The organism is Mesorhizobium subarcticum, from assembly GCF_055456085.1.
This window is the reverse complement of sequence record NZ_CM144237.1, coordinates 4,272,464-4,288,863: the sequence shown is the minus strand read 5'-3', so window position 1 is coordinate 4,288,863 and position 16,400 is coordinate 4,272,464. Positions and strand designations below refer to the sequence as shown.

Sequence of the window (16,400 nt, the reverse complement as noted above, 5' to 3'; positions counted from 1 at the left end):
AAACAGGCAAGTGATTACAAGACGAAGCATGATCACCACCATAAAATATGACGGCAAATTTTAGTACTTGGACTTCATCGTGTCAAACCAACAAAGGATGGACTTTTACTTTAATCCGCCACTTACCCACTCGGTGCAAGCGGCAACCCTGGCTTGCCTGCCTCACCGGGATTTCGCCTGACATACGCCGCCTTCAGGCTCTCCGAGGTTTCGCGCGAGCCGTCATGGCTCCAGCCGGGCGGCTTGATCAGGTAGTTGACGCGATCGCTGAGCGAAAGGCCCGGCGCGAAAGCGTCCCTGAACATGCCGATCCATTCGTGAAACGCCACTTTCAGCGGGTTGAACGTGCCGAGATTCTTGACGATGCCGTAGCGCGGCCGGTCCTCTTCCAGCTCCGCGACGAAGGTGCCGAACATGCGGTCCCAGATGATCAGCGTGCCGGCATAGTTGGCGTCGAGATAGCGCGGATTGGTGGCGTGGTGGACACGGTGGTGGGAGGGCGTGTTGAAGATGAATTCGAACCAGCCCCACATCTTGCCGATAGTCTCAGTGTGGATCCAGAACTGCCAGACCAGGTTGAAGCCGAAGGTGAAGGCAATCACCGCCGGATGGAAGCCGAGCAGCACCAGCGGCGCCTGCAGCACGAACATGAAAGTGAACAGTCCGGTCCAGCTTTGCCGCAGTGCCGTCGAGAGATTGTAGTGCTGGCTGGAATGATGGTTGACGTGCTCGGCCCACACCCAGCGCACCCGGTGCGCGATACGGTGATAGACATAGTAGCGCAGATCATCGAGCAGGAAGGCGGCCAGAAATACCCAGACCGACAGGCCGAGGTTGAAGACGCGGAACTGCCAGAGCCACAGCAGCGCCCAGTAGGACACGACGCCGAGCAGCAGGCCGGCAACGACATTGCCGGTGCCCATCATCAGGCTGGTCAAGGTATCGCGGGTTTCGAACGAACCCCTTGCGCGACCGGTGCGCACCAGCCAGAGCTCGATCAGGATCGCCGCGACGAAGAACGGAATGGCCAGCTGGGTGACCTGCGGAAAATCATAGCTGTCCATCAGGCGGCCTCCCTGGCGGCATCTGAGTGGCGTGCTTCAAGAGCCTTCAGCAAGGCTTGCGCGTCGGCAGCATTGGCAAGGCGGAAGCGGCCGCCCTTCCAGGTGAAGTCCGTGAGCCGCATCAGAATTGTATTCTTGTCGTCAGAATTGGACACCGAGGCGTCCGCAGCGGTGACGATACGCGTCAAGAAACAGTCACCGACGCTGTGAACGATGCCGATCCGCCCTGATCCAAGGTCCAGAAATGCCGTTTTGGCGTCTGCCGTCAGGCGGACTGTCGCAGCTGCCTCGTCAGGGTAATCCTCGGCGAAGCGGCTCAGAGCCTGATCGCGATCGGCCAGCGTCGCCGTCTTGCTGCCACCGGTGAAATGCACGGCAGCGACAGACAACGCTATGCCAAGGGCGACGATCGCGACCAGTAAAGGCAAGCTCATGGACGGGTATCTCCTCCGATCGGCCTGTCATCTTCGGCGACAGTTCCGGCTCGAGGACTCCTTAACACGATTGACGTTTACGTCAAAGTGCCGGCCAACCCTTGCTCGCGCGACGCAACAGCAGCCAATGCCGGCGCAAGGCCGACAGCCGAACGACGCCGTCGAGCGGTGAATGGCGCGAGCCTTCCATCCTGTCGAGATAGGCGCGCGACAGGGCCAGCGGCAGGAATGCCGGACGCAACGACGCCGGTAGCCCTGCAGCACCCTGCTCGAAAGCGGATAGGTGTTCGCGTGCCAGCGCGATCATCGCCGCCACCGCGCGCTGTGCCCCAGGCCCGCCATCGCCGGCAACAAACTCTTCCGGCGACGAGCCAGCCGCCGCCAGGATGTCGGCCGGGATAAAACACTGCCCGCGCCTGCGGTGCAGCGGCAACAGAAGCAAGAGGCCGGTCATGGCCTGCGCACAGCCCGCCCTGCCCGCCAGTTCGGCAAAGCGCGGCGCCTCGACGGGATCGAGCACCATTGCCGCAAGCTGGATAAGTGCCGCCGCCGTCTCGCCGCAATAGCCTTCCAGATCGGTGCGCGACGGCATCGGATCGTCGTAGAGATCGAAGATGCGCGCTTCGAGCATGTTGTCGAAGGCCAGCTTGGGCAGGCGGTAGGCGGAAATTGTCGCCTTCAGCGCGTCGGCGACCGGATGGCCAATAGCTGCGCCATCATTGTCGGCGGCGATCAGGTCGCGCCACCATTGCAGCCGCACCTCGCCCGGCAACGCTTCATGGATGCGATCGCGAATGCCCGCGATTTCGGCATTGAAAGCATAGAGCGAAAATAGCGGAGCGCGCCTGTCGGCCGGCGCATAGAGCGCCGTCAGATACCGGTCATGGTCGGCGGCGCGCACCGCATCCATGACGATTTCAGCATTCTGCGACATATCAATCGACGGCGATGAGAGCGGCAGCCACTGCGCGATCTTCCGCCAGAAGGACATTGTAGGTGCGCACCGCCGCACCCGTCGACATCGGGTCGGAGGCTATGCCTGCTTCTTTCAGCGCAGCCCGCAGCGCCGCCGGCAACGGCCTCAAATCCCTACCCATGCCCACCAACAGTATTTCGACCTTGTCGGCCTCGGCCAGCAGCCTGTCAAAATCTGCCACAGTAAGCGCCAAGGGATTTGCCGGCTCCCAGCCATGGATGCCGGAGGGCAGGCACAGCAGCGAGCCGCGATGCGACATGTCGGCAAAGCGGAAGCCGCCGTTGCCATAGGCCTCGATCGGCGCGCGGCCGGGAAAATGCGCCTCGCGGATGACGATGCCTTTGCCGGCCATCAAATTGTCACCCCTTCGGGACCGCGCGTCAGGTCGCGACCGCCTTGCCGCCGCTGACCGGCTTCTCCTCGCCGGCCGTGGCCTGCGGCCGCAGCTTGAACAGGATCAGCAGCGGGGCAGCGATGAAGATCGACGAATAGGTGCCGAAGACAACACCGAACAGCATCGCCAGCGTGAAGGAGCGGATCACCTCGCCGCCGAACAGCACAAGCGCCAACAGCGCCAAGCTGGTCGTCACGGAGGTCAGCGTCGTTCTCGACAGCGTCTCGTTGATGGCGTTGTTCAACAGCTGCGGCAGCGGCATTCGCTTGTATTTTCGCAAATCCTCTCGAACGCGGTCATAGACGACGATCGTATCGTTCAGCGAGTAGCCGATGATGGTCAGGATTGCCGCCAGCGATGACTGGTTGAATTCGAGCCCGGTGATGACAAAGAAACCGAGCGTCATGACCACATCGTGCACCGTGGCCACGATGGCGCCGACCGCAAACTGCCATTCGAAGCGGAACCAGACATAGACCAGGATGCCGATCAGCGCGACAATCATGGCGATAGTGCCTTGCTTGGCCAGTTCGCCGGAGACCGTCGGTCCCACCACTTCGACGCGGCGGAAATCATACTGGTCCTGCAACTCGCCGCGTACCTTGTCGATGACGGTCTGCTCGGCATTTTCACCCGCGTCTTGCGTGCCGACGCGGATCAACACGTCGTTAGGTGCACCGAACTGCTGCACCTGCACTTCGCCGATGTTGAGTTCCGTCAATCGGTTACGGATGTTGCCAAGGTCGGCATTACCGGACTTGGCCTGCACCTCGATCAGCGAACCGCCCTTGAAATCGATGCCGTAGTTGATGCCGACGCTCAAGAACAGGACGACGGACAGAATGGACAATCCGCTCGATAGCGCGAACGTCCACCGCCGGATTCCCATGAACGGAATTTTCGTGCCAGGCGGAACGAACGTCACCGGTGCGCGCGGTAATTCCTTCGGACGCGCGCGCCGCAGCCAGATCGAGACCAGCAAACGGGTGAAGGTGAAAGCGGTGAAGACCGTAGTCAGAATGCCGATGGCATAGGTGATGGCAAAGCCCTTCACCGGGCCGGTGCCGAGATAGAACAGCACCACGGTGGCGATCAGCGAGGTCACGTTGGAATCGACGATGGTCGCCAGCGCCTTGGTGAAGCCGGTGTCGATCGCCTGGATCACGGAGCGGCCGGCACGTCGTTCCTCGCGTATTCGTTCGTAGATCAGCACGTTGGAATCCACCGCCATGCCGATGGTCAGCACGATACCGGCGATGCCGGGCAAGGTCAGCGTCGCGCCAAGCAGGGACAGCACACCGACGATCATCGCCACGTGCACCGCCAGCGCGATGTTGGCGAGGAAGCCGAGGAAGCCGTAGGCGACGAACATGAAGGCAACGACGAGAACCGAGCCGATGATGCCCGCGACCTTGCCGGCATGGATCGAATCCTGGCCAAGGCCCGGGCCCACCGTACGTTCCTCGATCACCGTCAGCGTCGCCGGCAGCGCGCCGGCGCGCAAAAGCACGGCGAGATCGTTGGCGCTCTGGGCAGTGAAATTGCCTGATATCTGGCCGGTACCGCCGAGGATCGGTTCACGGATCTGCGGCGCCGAAATCACCTGGTTGTCGAGGATGATGGCGAACAGCTTGCCGACATTCTGCGAAGTCGCCTGGCCAAAGCGCGCGGCCCCCTTCGAATCGAAGCGGAATGAAACCACCGGCTCGTTGTTCTGCGAATTGTACGTTGCTTGCGCGTCGACGAGGTTCTCGCCCGAAACAATGACACGGTTTTCGATCAGGTACGGAACCGGCGGATCGTCCTGGGAATAGAGCACCGACGAACCGGCGGGCGGCCGCCCCTTCATCGCGTCCTGCACCGGCATCGACTGGTCGACCATCTGGAAGGTCAGCTTCGCCGTCTGGCCGAGGATTTCCTTCAGCCGCTGCGGATCCTGCAGGCCAGGCACCTGGACAAGGATGCGGTCGTCGCCTTGCCGCTGCACAATGGGCTCGGTGGTGCCGAGTTCGTTGACGCGGCGCTCGACCACTTCGATCGACTGCGCCAAAGCCGTCGATGTGCGGTATTTGATACCGGCATCGGTGACGGTGAATTTGAGCAGGCCCGGCTCGGATTCGTCCAGCGACATTTCCTGGATCGAGCCGCCGGTGAACAGGCCGGCAGCAACAGGATCGGTCAAGGTCTTCAACGCCGTCTTGGCGGCATCGAGTTGCGTCGGATCCGTGATGCGGACCTGCAAAGTCCTGCCCGTGCCGCCAAGGCCGGTATAGCCGATCTTGGCGTCACGTAGCAGCGTGCGGATTTCGTCGCGCGTCGTCTCCAGCCGATCCTTGATCAGATCGTTCTGGTTCATCTCGAGCAGGATGTGCGAGCCGCCCTGCAGATCGAGGCCGAGCGTCATCTGCCGCTTCGGCACCCAACTGGGCAACTGGGCCAGCACGCTGGCGGGGAACAGGTTGGGCGCGGCGAGGATCACTGTGATGGCCACGGCCACCCAGATCAGGATCATCTTGAAGCGCGAGAAATACAGCATATGGCGTCGTCCGTCAGAGCGTGTCCGCGGATCGCTCCGCCTGGAATTTGGTTATTTCTTGGCGTTCTGGTTGGCCACCGGTTCGCCCTTGACGCGCACATCGGCGATCGTCGAGCGCAATGCCGTCACCTTGGTGCCACCGCCGAGGTCGATCTCGAGCTCGTTGTCGTCGATCACCTTGGTCACCTTGCCGACGAAACCACCGCCGGTGACGACCGTGTCGCCGCGACGGACCGCCGCCAGCATCTCACCGCGCTTCTTCAGCTGCGTGCGCTGCGGGCGGATGATCAGAAAATACATGATCACAAAAATCAGGACAAACGGCAAAATGCTGATGAACATATCGGGAGAGGCGCCGGGCATTGAGGTACTCCTGAATCTTGAAAACGGCCGCGAGCGGCCCCCTTGAAATTTGGCCGGAATATAGTCGGTAAAGTTGTCAATGCAACTGCGCGGCCGGGCAAATCGGCTGCTTTTCCGGCCTGTTGAGGCGTGTTAGAGCATCATCGCGAAAAGCGCGAGCCGGTTTTCCGAAAAGATCACGCTCGAACAAAAGGTTGGAACCGGTTTCGAAGCCGACGGATTCGACCGAGTCCTACTTGCCCACCCCAGGAAACGAACCAAAAGACCTGAAATGACCGACAGCACCATCGACGCCCTCAACAAGAAACTCGACCGCCTGATCGAGGCGGTCGGCCGCCTCGCCCCGCCGGCGGTGCCCACAACCGACCTCACCGAGGCCGACTGCTTCGCCTGGCAGGCCGATCCCGGCTATCTGGAGCCGGTGCGCAAGGTCAACCGCGTCGACATCGGCCTGATCCGCGGCGTCGACCGTGTCCGCGACATCCTCGTCGACAACACCGAGCGCTTCGCGGCCGGCTTTGCTGCCAACAACGTGCTGCTATGGGGCGCGCGTGGCATGGGCAAATCGTCGCTGGTCAAGGCCGTGCATGCAGAGATCAACGCCAAGGCCCAATCACAAAAGGCCAAATCCGACCTGCCGCTGAAGCTCATCGAGATCCACCGCGAGGACATCGACACGCTGCCGAAACTGATGGGCTTGCTGAAGGCAGCCCCCTTCCGCTTCATCCTGTTCTGCGATGATTTGTCCTTCGATCATGACGACACGTCCTACAAGTCGCTGAAGGCAGCGCTCGAAGGCGGCGTCGAAGGCCGCCCGGCCAACGTCATCTTCTACGCCACCTCGAACCGCCGCCATCTGCTGCCCCGCGACATGATCGACAATGAGCGCTCGACCGCCATCAACCCATCGGAAGCGGTCGAGGAAAAGGTCTCTCTGTCCGATCGTTTCGGGCTTTGGCTTGGCTTCCACAAATGTTCGCAGGACGAATATCTCGAGATGATCAACGGTTATGCCAGCCATCATGGCCTCGACATCGACCCCGAGCAGCTGCGCGCGGAGGCGCTGGAATGGGCGACGACACGTGGCGCCCGTTCGGGCCGCGTCGCCTGGCAGTTCACGCAGGACCTGGCCGGCCGGCTCGGCAAGCCGCTGAAGGATTGATGCATTGCCCCAAGGCGTGGTCTCAGTCTTGCGACCACGCCTTTGGGAACAAAGACTTCGGTGAAGAACTGAAAAAGCCCGCTCCTTGCGGAACGGGCTGAGCCGACGGGCCGGACTGGAGGTCAGACGGCCCGCAAATCGCTTTTTTTATTCTATTCGAGATAGCCCCCGACTATTCGAGATAGCCGGAGGGATCGACCGGAGCCGAATTCTTGCGCACTTCGAAGTGCAGCTTCGGCGAGTCTGTCGTGCCGCTCATGCCCGACAGCGCGATTTCCTGGCCGCGCTTGACCTTCTGGCCGCGCTGCACCTCGATCGAGCTGGCGTGGCCGTAGACGGTGACCAGGCCGTTCTCGTGGCGCACCAGCACCGTGTTGCCGAATTCCTTGAGCCCGTCGCCGGCGTAGATGACGACGCCATTCTCCGCCGCCTTGACTGGCGTGCCCGTGGGCACCGCGATGTCGACGCCGTCCTTGCCAGCTCCGAAACTCGAAATCACCCGGCCACGCACCGGCCAGCGCATCTTGCCGATACCCGTTGCATCGGGCGCTACCGCATCATCATCCTCGGCCTGCTGAATGACCTTCGAATCTTTCTTCGGCGGCGTGTACGATGCCAGCGTCTCCGCAGGCGTCGCCTTCGCGGCCGGTTGCGTAGTGGCAGTGGTCACCGGGTCGACCTTCGCCGGCTTGGCGCTGGCGACTGTCGCCGTTCCGCCGGCCGGCACTTTCAGGGTCTGGCCGATCTTGAGCGAGCCATCCTTCATGCCGTTGGCCTGCTTCAGCGCAACGACGCCGACGCCGGTCTTCCTGGCGATCGAGGACATCGTGTCACCCGACTGGACCGTATAGGTGCCGGCAGCACCCGTTGCCTTGGCCACCTGTACGGGCTTGGGCTCCTTGGGCTGGCTTGCTGCGGCCGACGCATCGACCTGAGCGGCGGCCTTGCCCTCCTTGAGCTTCGGCTGCTGCGGCAGGACGGCGACCTTGTCCGGCGCGGTGGCCGGCAGGTCGTGCTTGCCATCCTTCGCCGGCTTGGCATCGGCAACCTTGGGCTCTGCCTTGCTCGAATAGGCATAGGCAGGGATGACCAGCTTCTGGCCGGTCTTCAGCCCTTTGGTTGCGCTCAGGCCGTTCACTTTCATGATGACGTCGGCCGGCACCTTGTAGTGCTGCGCGATGCCATTGATCGTTTCACCGTCCCTGACGACGATTTCGGTCGCATGCGGCCTGCCCGCCTCGGCCATCTTCGGCGCGTCGGGCTGGGCATTTTTGAACGGCTTCGCGGCCGGTTCGACAGTGCCGGTTGCCGTCCTGTCGAGATGGGGAGCGGGCCGAACCATGGCTGGCGCCGACGCGACGCGCACCGGATTGGCGGCCGCGGATTGCGCCTGGGCTGAAACTGGCGGCGGCAACGGCCGGCTCGAAACCGGCTCCAGGCTGGAGCGGCTCACCGACTGCGTGTGGGCGCCGTCAAGCGGAGCAGCGGAGACATCGCCCGGATAGGGCTGCACGGCATCCTGCTTGTTGATGATGGCGCGCTGATTGTTGGTCGAGGACGTGAAGACATCATCGACGCTGTTGAACCGCGAAGCCTGGGAACTGCACCCGGCGGCCGCGCCTGCAATCATGAGAACAGCGCAGCCCCGCGCCAGATTGCGACTGTTTGTCTTCAAAACACTGAGTTGCATCGCACTAACCCGCACAAACTCTCACCAACTGAGACAGGATTAAAGCGCGTTAATGTTACTGGGCGGTTAACCCATTAGAATCCGACGCAAATTTTCTTAAAATATTAGAGGGCCGGCCTAGATGACTGCCGCGACGCTGTGCAGAATCGGCTGCAGCCGGACCATGCCGATGTCCTCACGCTCGAAACGGCTGCCGACCTTGGTCAACTTGGCCAGCACCTGCTCGCCCTCCTCCGGTCCGATCGGCGCGATGACGATGCCGCCGCTCGACAGTTGATCGAGCAGGAAGCGTGGCAGGCTGTCGAAGGCCGCCCAGGCGACGATGCGATCGAACGGTCCTTCGGCAGGCAGTCCGCCGGAACCGTCGGCCTGGCGCGCGATGGCGTTGCCGATACCGAGCGCTTCGAAGCGGTGTTTCGCCTGCTCGGTCAAGGTCTTGTAGCGGTCTATGGTAACGATGCGCGCGGCGAGCCGCGACATCACCGCGGCCGTGTAACCCGAGCCGGTGCCGATCTCGAGCACGCGATTGCCGGGCTCGATGGCAAGGGCGGCGATCACCGCCGCTTGCATGTCGGCACCTTCGATCGCCTCGCCACATTCGATCGGCAGCATGCGATCCGACCAGGCGATCTGGTGGAAGTGGGGCGCCAGGAAGCCGCGCCGTGGTGTCGCCTCGAAAGCCGCGATCAGCGCTTTCGGCACGGTTCCCCTGCCGCGCAGGCGCAAAAGGAAAGCGGCAAATCCCTCGCGATCATCGACTGGGTGGTTCATGCAAGCGCCTTGCTCAGCTGGTCACGGATCTCATGGGCGGTGAGGTCGAGCTGCAACGGCGTCACCGACACCAGACGGTTGCGCAGCGCATAGAGATCGGTGCCTTGCTTGCCTTCGACCGGCTCGCGGCCGAAGCGCAGCCAGTAGTAAGGCAGGCCGCGTCCGTCACGGCGCTCGTCGACCCAAAGGCTGTGCACGAGCTTGCCTTGCGAGGTGACCACCGTGCCGGCGACCTCTTCGGCAAGGCAGTTCGGAAAATTGACGTTGAGCAGCACGCCGTCCGGCAGCGGCGCGGCGACAAGCTTCTTCAGCAGTCCCGGCGCCAGCGCTTCGGTGGTCTCATAGGGAACAACGCGATCCTCGCCGACGTAAGAGTAGCCCTGGCTGAGCGCGATCGAACGGATGCCGAGCAGCGCGCCTTCCATGGCGCCGGCGACGGTGCCGGAATAGGTCACATCATCGGCGATGTTGGCGCCGGAATTGATGCCGGACAGGATCAGGTCGGGCGCGCCAGGCAGAATCTTCTTCACGCCCATGATAACGCAATCGGTCGGCGTGCCGCGCACGGCAAAATGTTTCTCGCCGATCTTGCGCAGCCGCAGCGGCTCGGAGATCGACAGCGAATGCGCATAGCCGGACTGGTCCTGCTCCGGCGCCACCACCCAGACATCGTCGGACAGCGTGCGGGCGACGCGTTCGAGCGACGCTAGGCCCTCGGCATGAATGCCGTCGTCATTGGTCAGAAGAATGCGCATTATTTCGCTTCGATCTTTTCCAGACCGCCCATGTAAGGCCGCAGCACTTCAGGAATGGTTACGCTGCCATCCTCATTCTGGTAGTTTTCGATGACAGCTATGAGTGCGCGCCCGACAGCGGTGCCCGAACCGTTGAGCGTATGGACGAAGCGGTTGCCCTTGCCATCCCTGTCCTTGTAGCGGGCGTCCATGCGACGCGCCTGGAAATCGCCGCAGACCGAGCAGGACGAAATCTCGCGATAGGCGTTCTGGCCTGGCAGCCAAACCTCGATGTCGTAGGTCTTGCGCGCGCCAAAACCCATGTCGCCGGTGCACAGCACCATGGTGCGGAACGGCAGTTCCAGCCGCTTCAGCACTTCCTCGGCGCATTGCGTCATCCGCTCATGCTCGGCTAGCGAGGACTCCTGGTCGGTGATCGACACCAGCTCGACCTTGTAGAACTGATGCTGGCGCAGCATGCCGCGCGTGTCGCGGCCGGCCGAGCCGGCTTCAGAGCGGAAGCACGGCGTCAGCGCGGTAAAGCGCAGCGGCAGTTTCTCATGCGCCGTGATCTCCTCGCGCACGAGATTGGTGAGAGGCACTTCAGCGGTCGGGATCAGGCCAAGCCTACCCTCCCCGTGCTGCACAAAGAACAGGTCGTCCTCGAATTTCGGCAGCTGGTTGGTGCCGAACAACACTTCGTCGCGCACCATCAGCGGCGGGATCACTTCCTCATAGCCGTGCTCGGTCGTGTGCAGGTCGAGCATGAACTGGCCGATCGCGCGTTCCATCCGCGCCAGACCGCTTCGCAGCACGGTGAAGCGCGCGCCTGACAGCTTTGCCGCCCGCTCGAAATCCATCATGCCGAGCGCTTCGCCGATCTCGAAATGCTCCTTCACCCAGTTCGGCCGCGTCGGCACCTTGCCGACAATGTGTTTGACCACATTGTCGTGCTCGTCCTTGCCGACCGGCACATCCTCGAGTGGCACGTTGGGCAGCACCGCCAGCGCATCGTTCAGCGCCTTGTCGAGCTCGCGCTCACGCGCCTCGCCATTCTGGATGAAGGTTTTTATCTCGCCGACTTCGCCTTTCAGCTTTTCGGCAAGGGCGGCATCACCAGAACGCATGGCGTTGCCGATCTCCTTCGAGGCGGCGTTGCGGCGCTCCTGCTTGGTCTGCAGCTCGGTGACATGTTCGCGCCGCGCCTCGTCCCTGGCGATCAAATCATCGACCGTGGACTGCGCCTCGTCAGCCGACCACGAGCGCTTGACCAGCGCCTCGACAAGGGCCTTCGGGTTGTCGCGAATCCATTTGATGTCAAGCATGGTTTATCCGTCCTCAAGCTAGGCCAGAGGGCGTAAACCGCATCCTTGATTGATGCAAGATAGGCTGGGCAGCGACTGTCTTTTTCCGTAGCTGCCCGTTGCCTTACGAAGCAGCCGGCGGTGGAGGCTCGTCCGGCGTTTTATCCGCCACGGTCTCCCCGGCTTCTTCCTTCTCGCGCGCCACCCGCTGTTTTTCCTGATCCCGCTCGATCCACCGCGCGGCCCAGATCGAGACCTCGTAGAGAAGGATGGTTGGAATGGCCAGACCGATCTGGCTCATCGGATCCGGCGGCGTCAGCACCGCGGCAACGATGAAGGCAATGACGATCGCCCATTTGCGTTTTTCCGCCAGCGCCTTGGACGACAGCATGCCGACACGCGTCATCAGGCTGGTCACCACCGGCAGCTGGAACACCAGGCCGAAGGAGAAGATCAGCGTCATGATCAGGCTGAGATACTCGGACACCTTCGGCAGCAGCGAAATCTGCACCTGATCGTCGGTGCCGACCTGCTGCATGGCGAGGAAGAACCACATCACCATCGGCGTGAAGAAGAAATAGACCAGCGAGGCGCCCATCAGGAACAGGACCGGCGACGCAATCAGGAATGGCAGGAAAGCGTTGCGCTCGTTCTTGTAGAGGCCCGGCGCGATAAACTTGTAGATCTGCGTCGCGATCAGCGGAAAGGCGATGACCATACCGCCGAACATGGCGAGCTTGACCTGCGTAAAGAAGAATTCCTGCGGCGCGGTGTAGATCAGCTCGACCTTGTGCGGATCGAGCCCCGCCCATTTCGTCGCCCATTTGAACGGAACGACCAGAAGGTTGAACAGCCGCTTGGCGAAGAAGAAGCAGACCAGGAAGGCAACGAAGAAGCCTCCCAGCGACCAGATCAACCGCCGGCGCAGCTCGATCAGATGCTCCATCAGCGGAGCGGACGATTTTTCGATCTCGTCCTTGTCCTTGTCCGAAACGCTCACTTGGCGGCTCCCGCCGTCTTCTTGGACGCCGGCTTCTTCACTGGCGCGGGTTTCGGTTCGGCTTTCGCCACGGCCTTTGTAGCCGCTGTCTTGGCCGCAGGCTTCGTCACAGCGGCTGGTTCAGGCTTTGCTGCTGCCAGGACCTTTGTCGATGCCTTGGGCGCGGGTGCGGCCTTTGCCGTCACCACGGGCGCGGCTTTTGCCGTCACGATCTTCGCGGAAGTCGCAGCCTTGGGCAGTGCCTTTGCCGCCGGAGCCGTCTTGGCACCCTTCTTGGCGGCCTTTGGCGCCACGGCAGGTTCCTTGGATGCCATCACCACCGATTCATCGGTCATCGCCGGGAAAATCGGCGTTGCGGGCGCGGTTTGCGGCCCGCTGACGCCAGGCATTTCCGTCGCGCCGTTCTTCAGCGGCTCGGCCGCCTGTGGGGTCGACGCAGCGGGCGTTGACGGATCGGCGGCCGGCTTCGGCTTCATCGCAGCATCCACACCGGCACGCACATCGGCTGCCGCCTGCTGGAACGGATCAAGCTGCTTCTTGATCTCGGCAACCGGGCTGAGACCCCTGAGCTCATCGACCGACTTCTTGACGTCGTCGAGCTCGGCTTCCTTCAACGCTTCATTGAACTGTTTCTGGAAATCGGCCGCCATGGCGCGCAGCTTCGCCGTCGTGCGACCGAAGGTGCGCAGCATATTGGGCAAATCCTTCGGCCCGACGACCACGATCATGACGATCGCAATCACCAGCATTTCGGTCCAGCCGACTTCAAACATGGCAATCTGTTCCGACTAGAACTTTTTTAGCTCAGCTCTTGCTGGCTTTTTCCTTCACGGCCGAAACGGTCTCGTCGGCACGGTGTTCGACGGTGCGCTTGTCCTCGGCGACGTCGTCGTCCGCCATGCCCTTCTTGAAGCTCTTGATGCCCTTGGCCATGTCGCCCATCAGCTCCGGAATCTTGCCGCGGCCGAACACCAGCAGCACGATCACCAGCACGATCATCCAGTGCCAAATCGAAAATGAACCCATAGCAAAATCTCTCTCGAATGTTTTCCCTGGCGATGATCTATGCGTTTTCGCGTTGGGATTCAAACACAACAGCGACAGAGTTTCTGAAAGGGTGACGGATGTCACGCTTTTTCGAACTCGCTGGCCCGCTACCAATCGGCGCATCTACGACCTATCGGCGCTCTTGGACAGAGGCCGACGGGTCAATCTTCCGTGACGCGCGGCGTCAGCAGGCCAAGTTCCTCAAGATCGATGTCGGTCAGCGGATCTTCGTCCTCGGTCAATGCATCCGGGTCGGCCGGCGGCTGCGGAATGGAGAAGTTCGACGGCATGCGGCCCGATAGCAGGCCGGCGCCCTTCAGCTCCTCCATGCCGGGAAGATCACGGATTTCCTCGAGCGCAAAATGGTCGAGGAAGGTTTCGGTGGTGCCATAGGTAACCGGACGGCCGGGCGTTTTGCGGCGGCCGCGCATGCGCACCCATTCGGTCTCAAGCAGCGTGTCCAGCGTGCCCTTCGAGGTCTCGACACCTCTGATGTCCTCGATCTCTGCGCGCGTCACCGGCTGGTGATAGGCGATGATCGCCAGCACTTCCAGCGCTGCCCGCGACAGCTTGCGCTGCTGCACCGTGTCGCGGCTCATCAGGAAGGCAAGATCACCAGCGGTGCGGAACGCCCAGGCATCGCCGACCCGCACAAGATTGACGCCGCGCCGCGCATAGATCTGCTGCAAATCAGCCATCGCCGCCGCGATGTTGATGCCGTCGGGAAGGCGCGCCGCAAGCTGCTTTTCGCTCACGGGCTCAGTACTGGCGAACACGATCGCCTCGGCCATGCGCACGGCTTCGGCCATGTGCAGCCGCTCACCAGGGTTCTGCACCTGCTCGGCCGGCTCCTCGGAAAACAGCTCCTGATCCGGCTCGTCCTCGACCTTGAACGGGATCACGGACGCGTTGGCGCGTTCGCTCATGATGCCACCTCGACTGCCTTGATTGCCTGCGTGCGGCCGCGCAGATAGATCGGCGCAAACGTCTGATCCTGCCGCACGTCCATCGTGCCGTCGCGCACCAGTTCCAACGTTGCCGCGAAGGAACTGGCGATAGCCGTGCGCCTCTCCTCGGGACTGGTCATGTAGACGATCAGGAAACTTTCCAGCGTCGTCCAGTCGCTTACGGCCCCAACCAGCCGGGTCAGGATGTCGCGCGCGTCCTTGAGCGACCAGACACCGCGCCTGGCGATCGTCACATTGTTGATCGCCTGCTTCTGCCGCTGCTGGGCATAGGCGGTCAGCAAATCATAGAGCGACGCCGAATAGGCGTTGCGCTTCTCGATGATGACCATTTCGGGCATGCCACGCGCGAAGACGTCGCGGCCGAGCCGGTTGCGGTTGACCAGCCGCGCCGACGCATCGCGCATGGCCTCCAGCCGCTTCAGCCGGAACTGCAGCACCGCCGCCAGTTCCTCGCCGCTTTCGCCCTCTTCGCCCGGCTGCTTGGGGATCAGGAGCTTCGACTTCAGGAAGGCCAGCCACGCCGCCATCACCAGATAGTCGGCGGCGAGTTCGAGCCTGAGCGCCCTCGCCGTCTCGACAAAGGTCAAATACTGCTCGACCAGCGCCAGGATCGAAATGCGCGCCAGATCGACCTTCTGGGTGCGGGCAAGATGCAAGAGAAGATCGAGCGGGCCTTCGAAGCCGGCCACGTCGACGACCAGCGACGGATCGCCGGTGACGCGTGAATCGTCATTCTCGGCCCACAGACGGTCCATCGGTGCGGCCTTCGCGGCCTTGCTTTCCAATGTTTCCGCCACGGCCCTGTTACTTCCTCTGGTTAGGCCACCGCATCGAAATAGGTGGCAAATTCAGCGCGTATCTCGGTTTCTTCAACCGCATCATGTTTCTTTATATAGGTCAGTGCCCGCTTTGCGCGCTCCAGTGACTTGCCTTCAAGCCCCTTGGTGTGCGACGCAATGCCCGCCATCTCCTCGAAAACGCCATTGCAGTGAAGGACCAGATCGCAGCCCGCCGCAAGGATCGAGGCCGCCTTTGTCGGGAAATCCCCAGAAAGTGCCTTCATCGAGGTGTCGTCGCTCATCAGCAGCCCATCGAACCCGATCTCGCGACGGATGATCTCATCGATGACCTTCCCAGAGGTGGTCGCCGGATTGTTGGGGTCGATGGCGCTATAGACGACATGCGCCGTCATTGCCATCGGCAGATGGTTGAGCTCGCGGAACGGGGCAAAATCATGCCGCTGCAGATCGCTCAGCGAGGCGTTGACCACCGGCAGCTCGAAATGCGTGTCGGCAAAAGCCCTGCCATGGCCGGGAATGTGCTTCATCACAGGCAGCACACCACCCGCCATCAGGCCCTCGGCCGCCGCCCGGCCGAGTTCGATCACCGGTCTCGGCTCCTTGCCATAGGCGCGCGCGCCGATGACGTCGCTGGCACCTTCGATCGGCACGTCGAGCACCGGCAGGCAATCCGCCGTGATGCCATAGCGCAAGAGGTCGAAGGCGTGCAGCCGCGCCATCAGCCATGCGGCACGGGCGCCGGCGTCATGATCGTCGCGCCACAGCGCGCCAAGCGCCCCGCCCGCCGGATAGTTTGGCGCCAAGGGCGGCCGCAGGCGTTGTACCCTGCCGCCTTCCTGGTCGATGAAGACGAGAGCGTCCGGACGCCCGATACAATCACGCATCTCTGCCACTAGGTCCCGGATCTGCTCGGTCTCGCTGATGTTGCGGGCAAACAGGATGAACGCCCACGGGCATTCATTGCGATAGAAATTGATTTCCTCGCGGGTGAGCGATTTCCCGGCACAGCCTAGGATCATGGATTTTGATTCGGTCATACTTGGAGTCTAGAGCTTCGCGCGATCAAAGGGAATCGTCTCGGACCCAGACTGTCCAGTGCCAGAATTGCTTCCACATGAAAAACTTCAGGCACATGAAAAACGCTGGGCACATGAAAA

At 62.2% G+C, this 16,400-nt stretch carries 17 protein-coding genes; 1 reads left to right on the top strand and 16 read right to left on the bottom strand.

Annotated elements, in window-relative coordinates; translation table 11 throughout:
* Positions 1 to 122: 122 nt before the first annotated feature.
* The 6 genes from ACZYHG_RS20895 to yajC form a co-directional block, all read right to left on the bottom strand.
* Complete coding sequence (locus ACZYHG_RS20895; RefSeq protein WP_464610184.1) at positions 123 to 1,064, bottom strand: sterol desaturase family protein; 942 nt, start codon at positions 1,062 to 1,064, stop codon at positions 123 to 125.
* Positions 1,064 to 1,498, bottom strand: a complete 435-nt coding sequence (locus tag ACZYHG_RS20890) for a hypothetical protein (RefSeq protein WP_464610183.1) — start codon at positions 1,496 to 1,498, stop codon at positions 1,064 to 1,066. Before ACZYHG_RS20890 ends, ACZYHG_RS20895 begins: the two co-directional genes overlap by 1 nt.
* 82 nt (positions 1,499 to 1,580) lie before the next feature.
* Positions 1,581 to 2,432: a phytoene/squalene synthase family protein gene (locus tag ACZYHG_RS20885; RefSeq protein ID WP_464610182.1), complete on the bottom strand. Its 852-nt coding sequence runs from the start codon at positions 2,430 to 2,432 to the stop codon at positions 1,581 to 1,583.
* A gap of 1 nt (position 2,433) precedes the next feature.
* Positions 2,434 to 2,826, bottom strand: a complete 393-nt coding sequence (locus ACZYHG_RS20880; protein ID WP_464610181.1) for an Mth938-like domain-containing protein — start codon at positions 2,824 to 2,826, stop codon at positions 2,434 to 2,436.
* Positions 2,827 to 2,854: 28 nt separating this feature from the next.
* Positions 2,855 to 5,404: a protein translocase subunit SecDF gene (gene secDF, locus ACZYHG_RS20875; RefSeq protein ID WP_464610180.1), complete on the bottom strand. Its 2,550-nt coding sequence runs from the start codon at positions 5,402 to 5,404 to the stop codon at positions 2,855 to 2,857.
* A 51-nt stretch (positions 5,405 to 5,455) separates the two neighbouring features.
* Positions 5,456 to 5,767, bottom strand: a complete 312-nt coding sequence (gene yajC, locus ACZYHG_RS20870) for a preprotein translocase subunit YajC (RefSeq protein ID WP_027029287.1) — start codon at positions 5,765 to 5,767, stop codon at positions 5,456 to 5,458.
* A 271-nt stretch (positions 5,768 to 6,038) separates the two neighbouring features.
* Between yajC and ACZYHG_RS20865 the strand changes: the two genes are divergently transcribed.
* A complete protein-coding gene (locus ACZYHG_RS20865; protein WP_464610179.1) occupies positions 6,039 to 6,929 on the top strand; it encodes an ATP-binding protein in 891 nt (296 codons plus the stop codon).
* Positions 6,930 to 7,101: 172 nt separating this feature from the next.
* Here the strand turns inward: ACZYHG_RS20865 and ACZYHG_RS20860 are convergent, their stop codons facing one another.
* The 10 genes from ACZYHG_RS20860 to nagZ all read right to left on the bottom strand — a co-directional run bounded on the left by ACZYHG_RS20860 (position 7,102) and on the right by nagZ (position 16,280).
* Positions 7,102 to 8,619 (bottom strand): peptidoglycan DD-metalloendopeptidase family protein, encoded by a 1,518-nt coding sequence (locus ACZYHG_RS20860; protein ID WP_464610178.1) that lies wholly within the window; start codon positions 8,617 to 8,619, stop codon positions 7,102 to 7,104.
* A gap of 117 nt (positions 8,620 to 8,736) precedes the next feature.
* On the bottom strand, positions 8,737 to 9,390 hold the full coding sequence (locus ACZYHG_RS20855) for a protein-L-isoaspartate(D-aspartate) O-methyltransferase (RefSeq protein WP_464610177.1): 654 nt from the start codon (positions 9,388 to 9,390) through the stop codon (positions 8,737 to 8,739).
* Positions 9,387 to 10,145, bottom strand: coding sequence for a 5'/3'-nucleotidase SurE (gene surE / locus ACZYHG_RS20850; RefSeq protein WP_464610176.1), 759 nt, complete (start codon positions 10,143 to 10,145; stop codon positions 9,387 to 9,389). Before surE ends, ACZYHG_RS20855 begins: the two co-directional genes overlap by 4 nt.
* Positions 10,145 to 11,449, bottom strand: a complete 1,305-nt coding sequence (serS, locus tag ACZYHG_RS20845; protein ID WP_464610175.1) for a serine--tRNA ligase — start codon at positions 11,447 to 11,449, stop codon at positions 10,145 to 10,147. Before serS ends, surE begins: the two co-directional genes overlap by 1 nt.
* 103 nt (positions 11,450 to 11,552) lie before the next feature.
* A complete protein-coding gene (gene tatC / locus ACZYHG_RS20840; protein ID WP_464610174.1) occupies positions 11,553 to 12,428 on the bottom strand; it encodes a twin-arginine translocase subunit TatC in 876 nt (291 codons plus the stop codon).
* Positions 12,425 to 13,201, bottom strand: a complete 777-nt coding sequence (gene tatB / locus ACZYHG_RS20835) for a Sec-independent protein translocase protein TatB (protein WP_464610173.1) — start codon at positions 13,199 to 13,201, stop codon at positions 12,425 to 12,427. The genes tatC and tatB overlap by 4 nt, the downstream gene beginning before the upstream one ends.
* Before the next feature lie 31 nt (positions 13,202 to 13,232).
* Positions 13,233 to 13,454: a twin-arginine translocase TatA/TatE family subunit gene (locus tag ACZYHG_RS20830; RefSeq protein WP_013895102.1), complete on the bottom strand. Its 222-nt coding sequence runs from the start codon at positions 13,452 to 13,454 to the stop codon at positions 13,233 to 13,235.
* 182 nt (positions 13,455 to 13,636) lie between these two features.
* Positions 13,637 to 14,401 carry an SMC-Scp complex subunit ScpB gene (scpB, locus tag ACZYHG_RS20825; RefSeq protein WP_464610172.1) on the bottom strand — a complete coding sequence of 255 codons (765 nt, stop codon included), beginning with the start codon at positions 14,399 to 14,401 and terminating at the stop codon, positions 13,637 to 13,639.
* Positions 14,398 to 15,198: a segregation and condensation protein A gene (locus ACZYHG_RS20820; RefSeq protein WP_015317531.1), complete on the bottom strand. Its 801-nt coding sequence runs from the start codon at positions 15,196 to 15,198 to the stop codon at positions 14,398 to 14,400. The genes scpB and ACZYHG_RS20820 overlap by 4 nt, the downstream gene beginning before the upstream one ends.
* A gap of 62 nt (positions 15,199 to 15,260) precedes the next feature.
* Complete coding sequence (gene nagZ, locus ACZYHG_RS20815; protein ID WP_464610171.1) at positions 15,261 to 16,280, bottom strand: beta-N-acetylhexosaminidase; 1,020 nt, start codon at positions 16,278 to 16,280, stop codon at positions 15,261 to 15,263.
* Between the last annotated feature and the right edge of the window lie 120 nt (positions 16,281 to 16,400).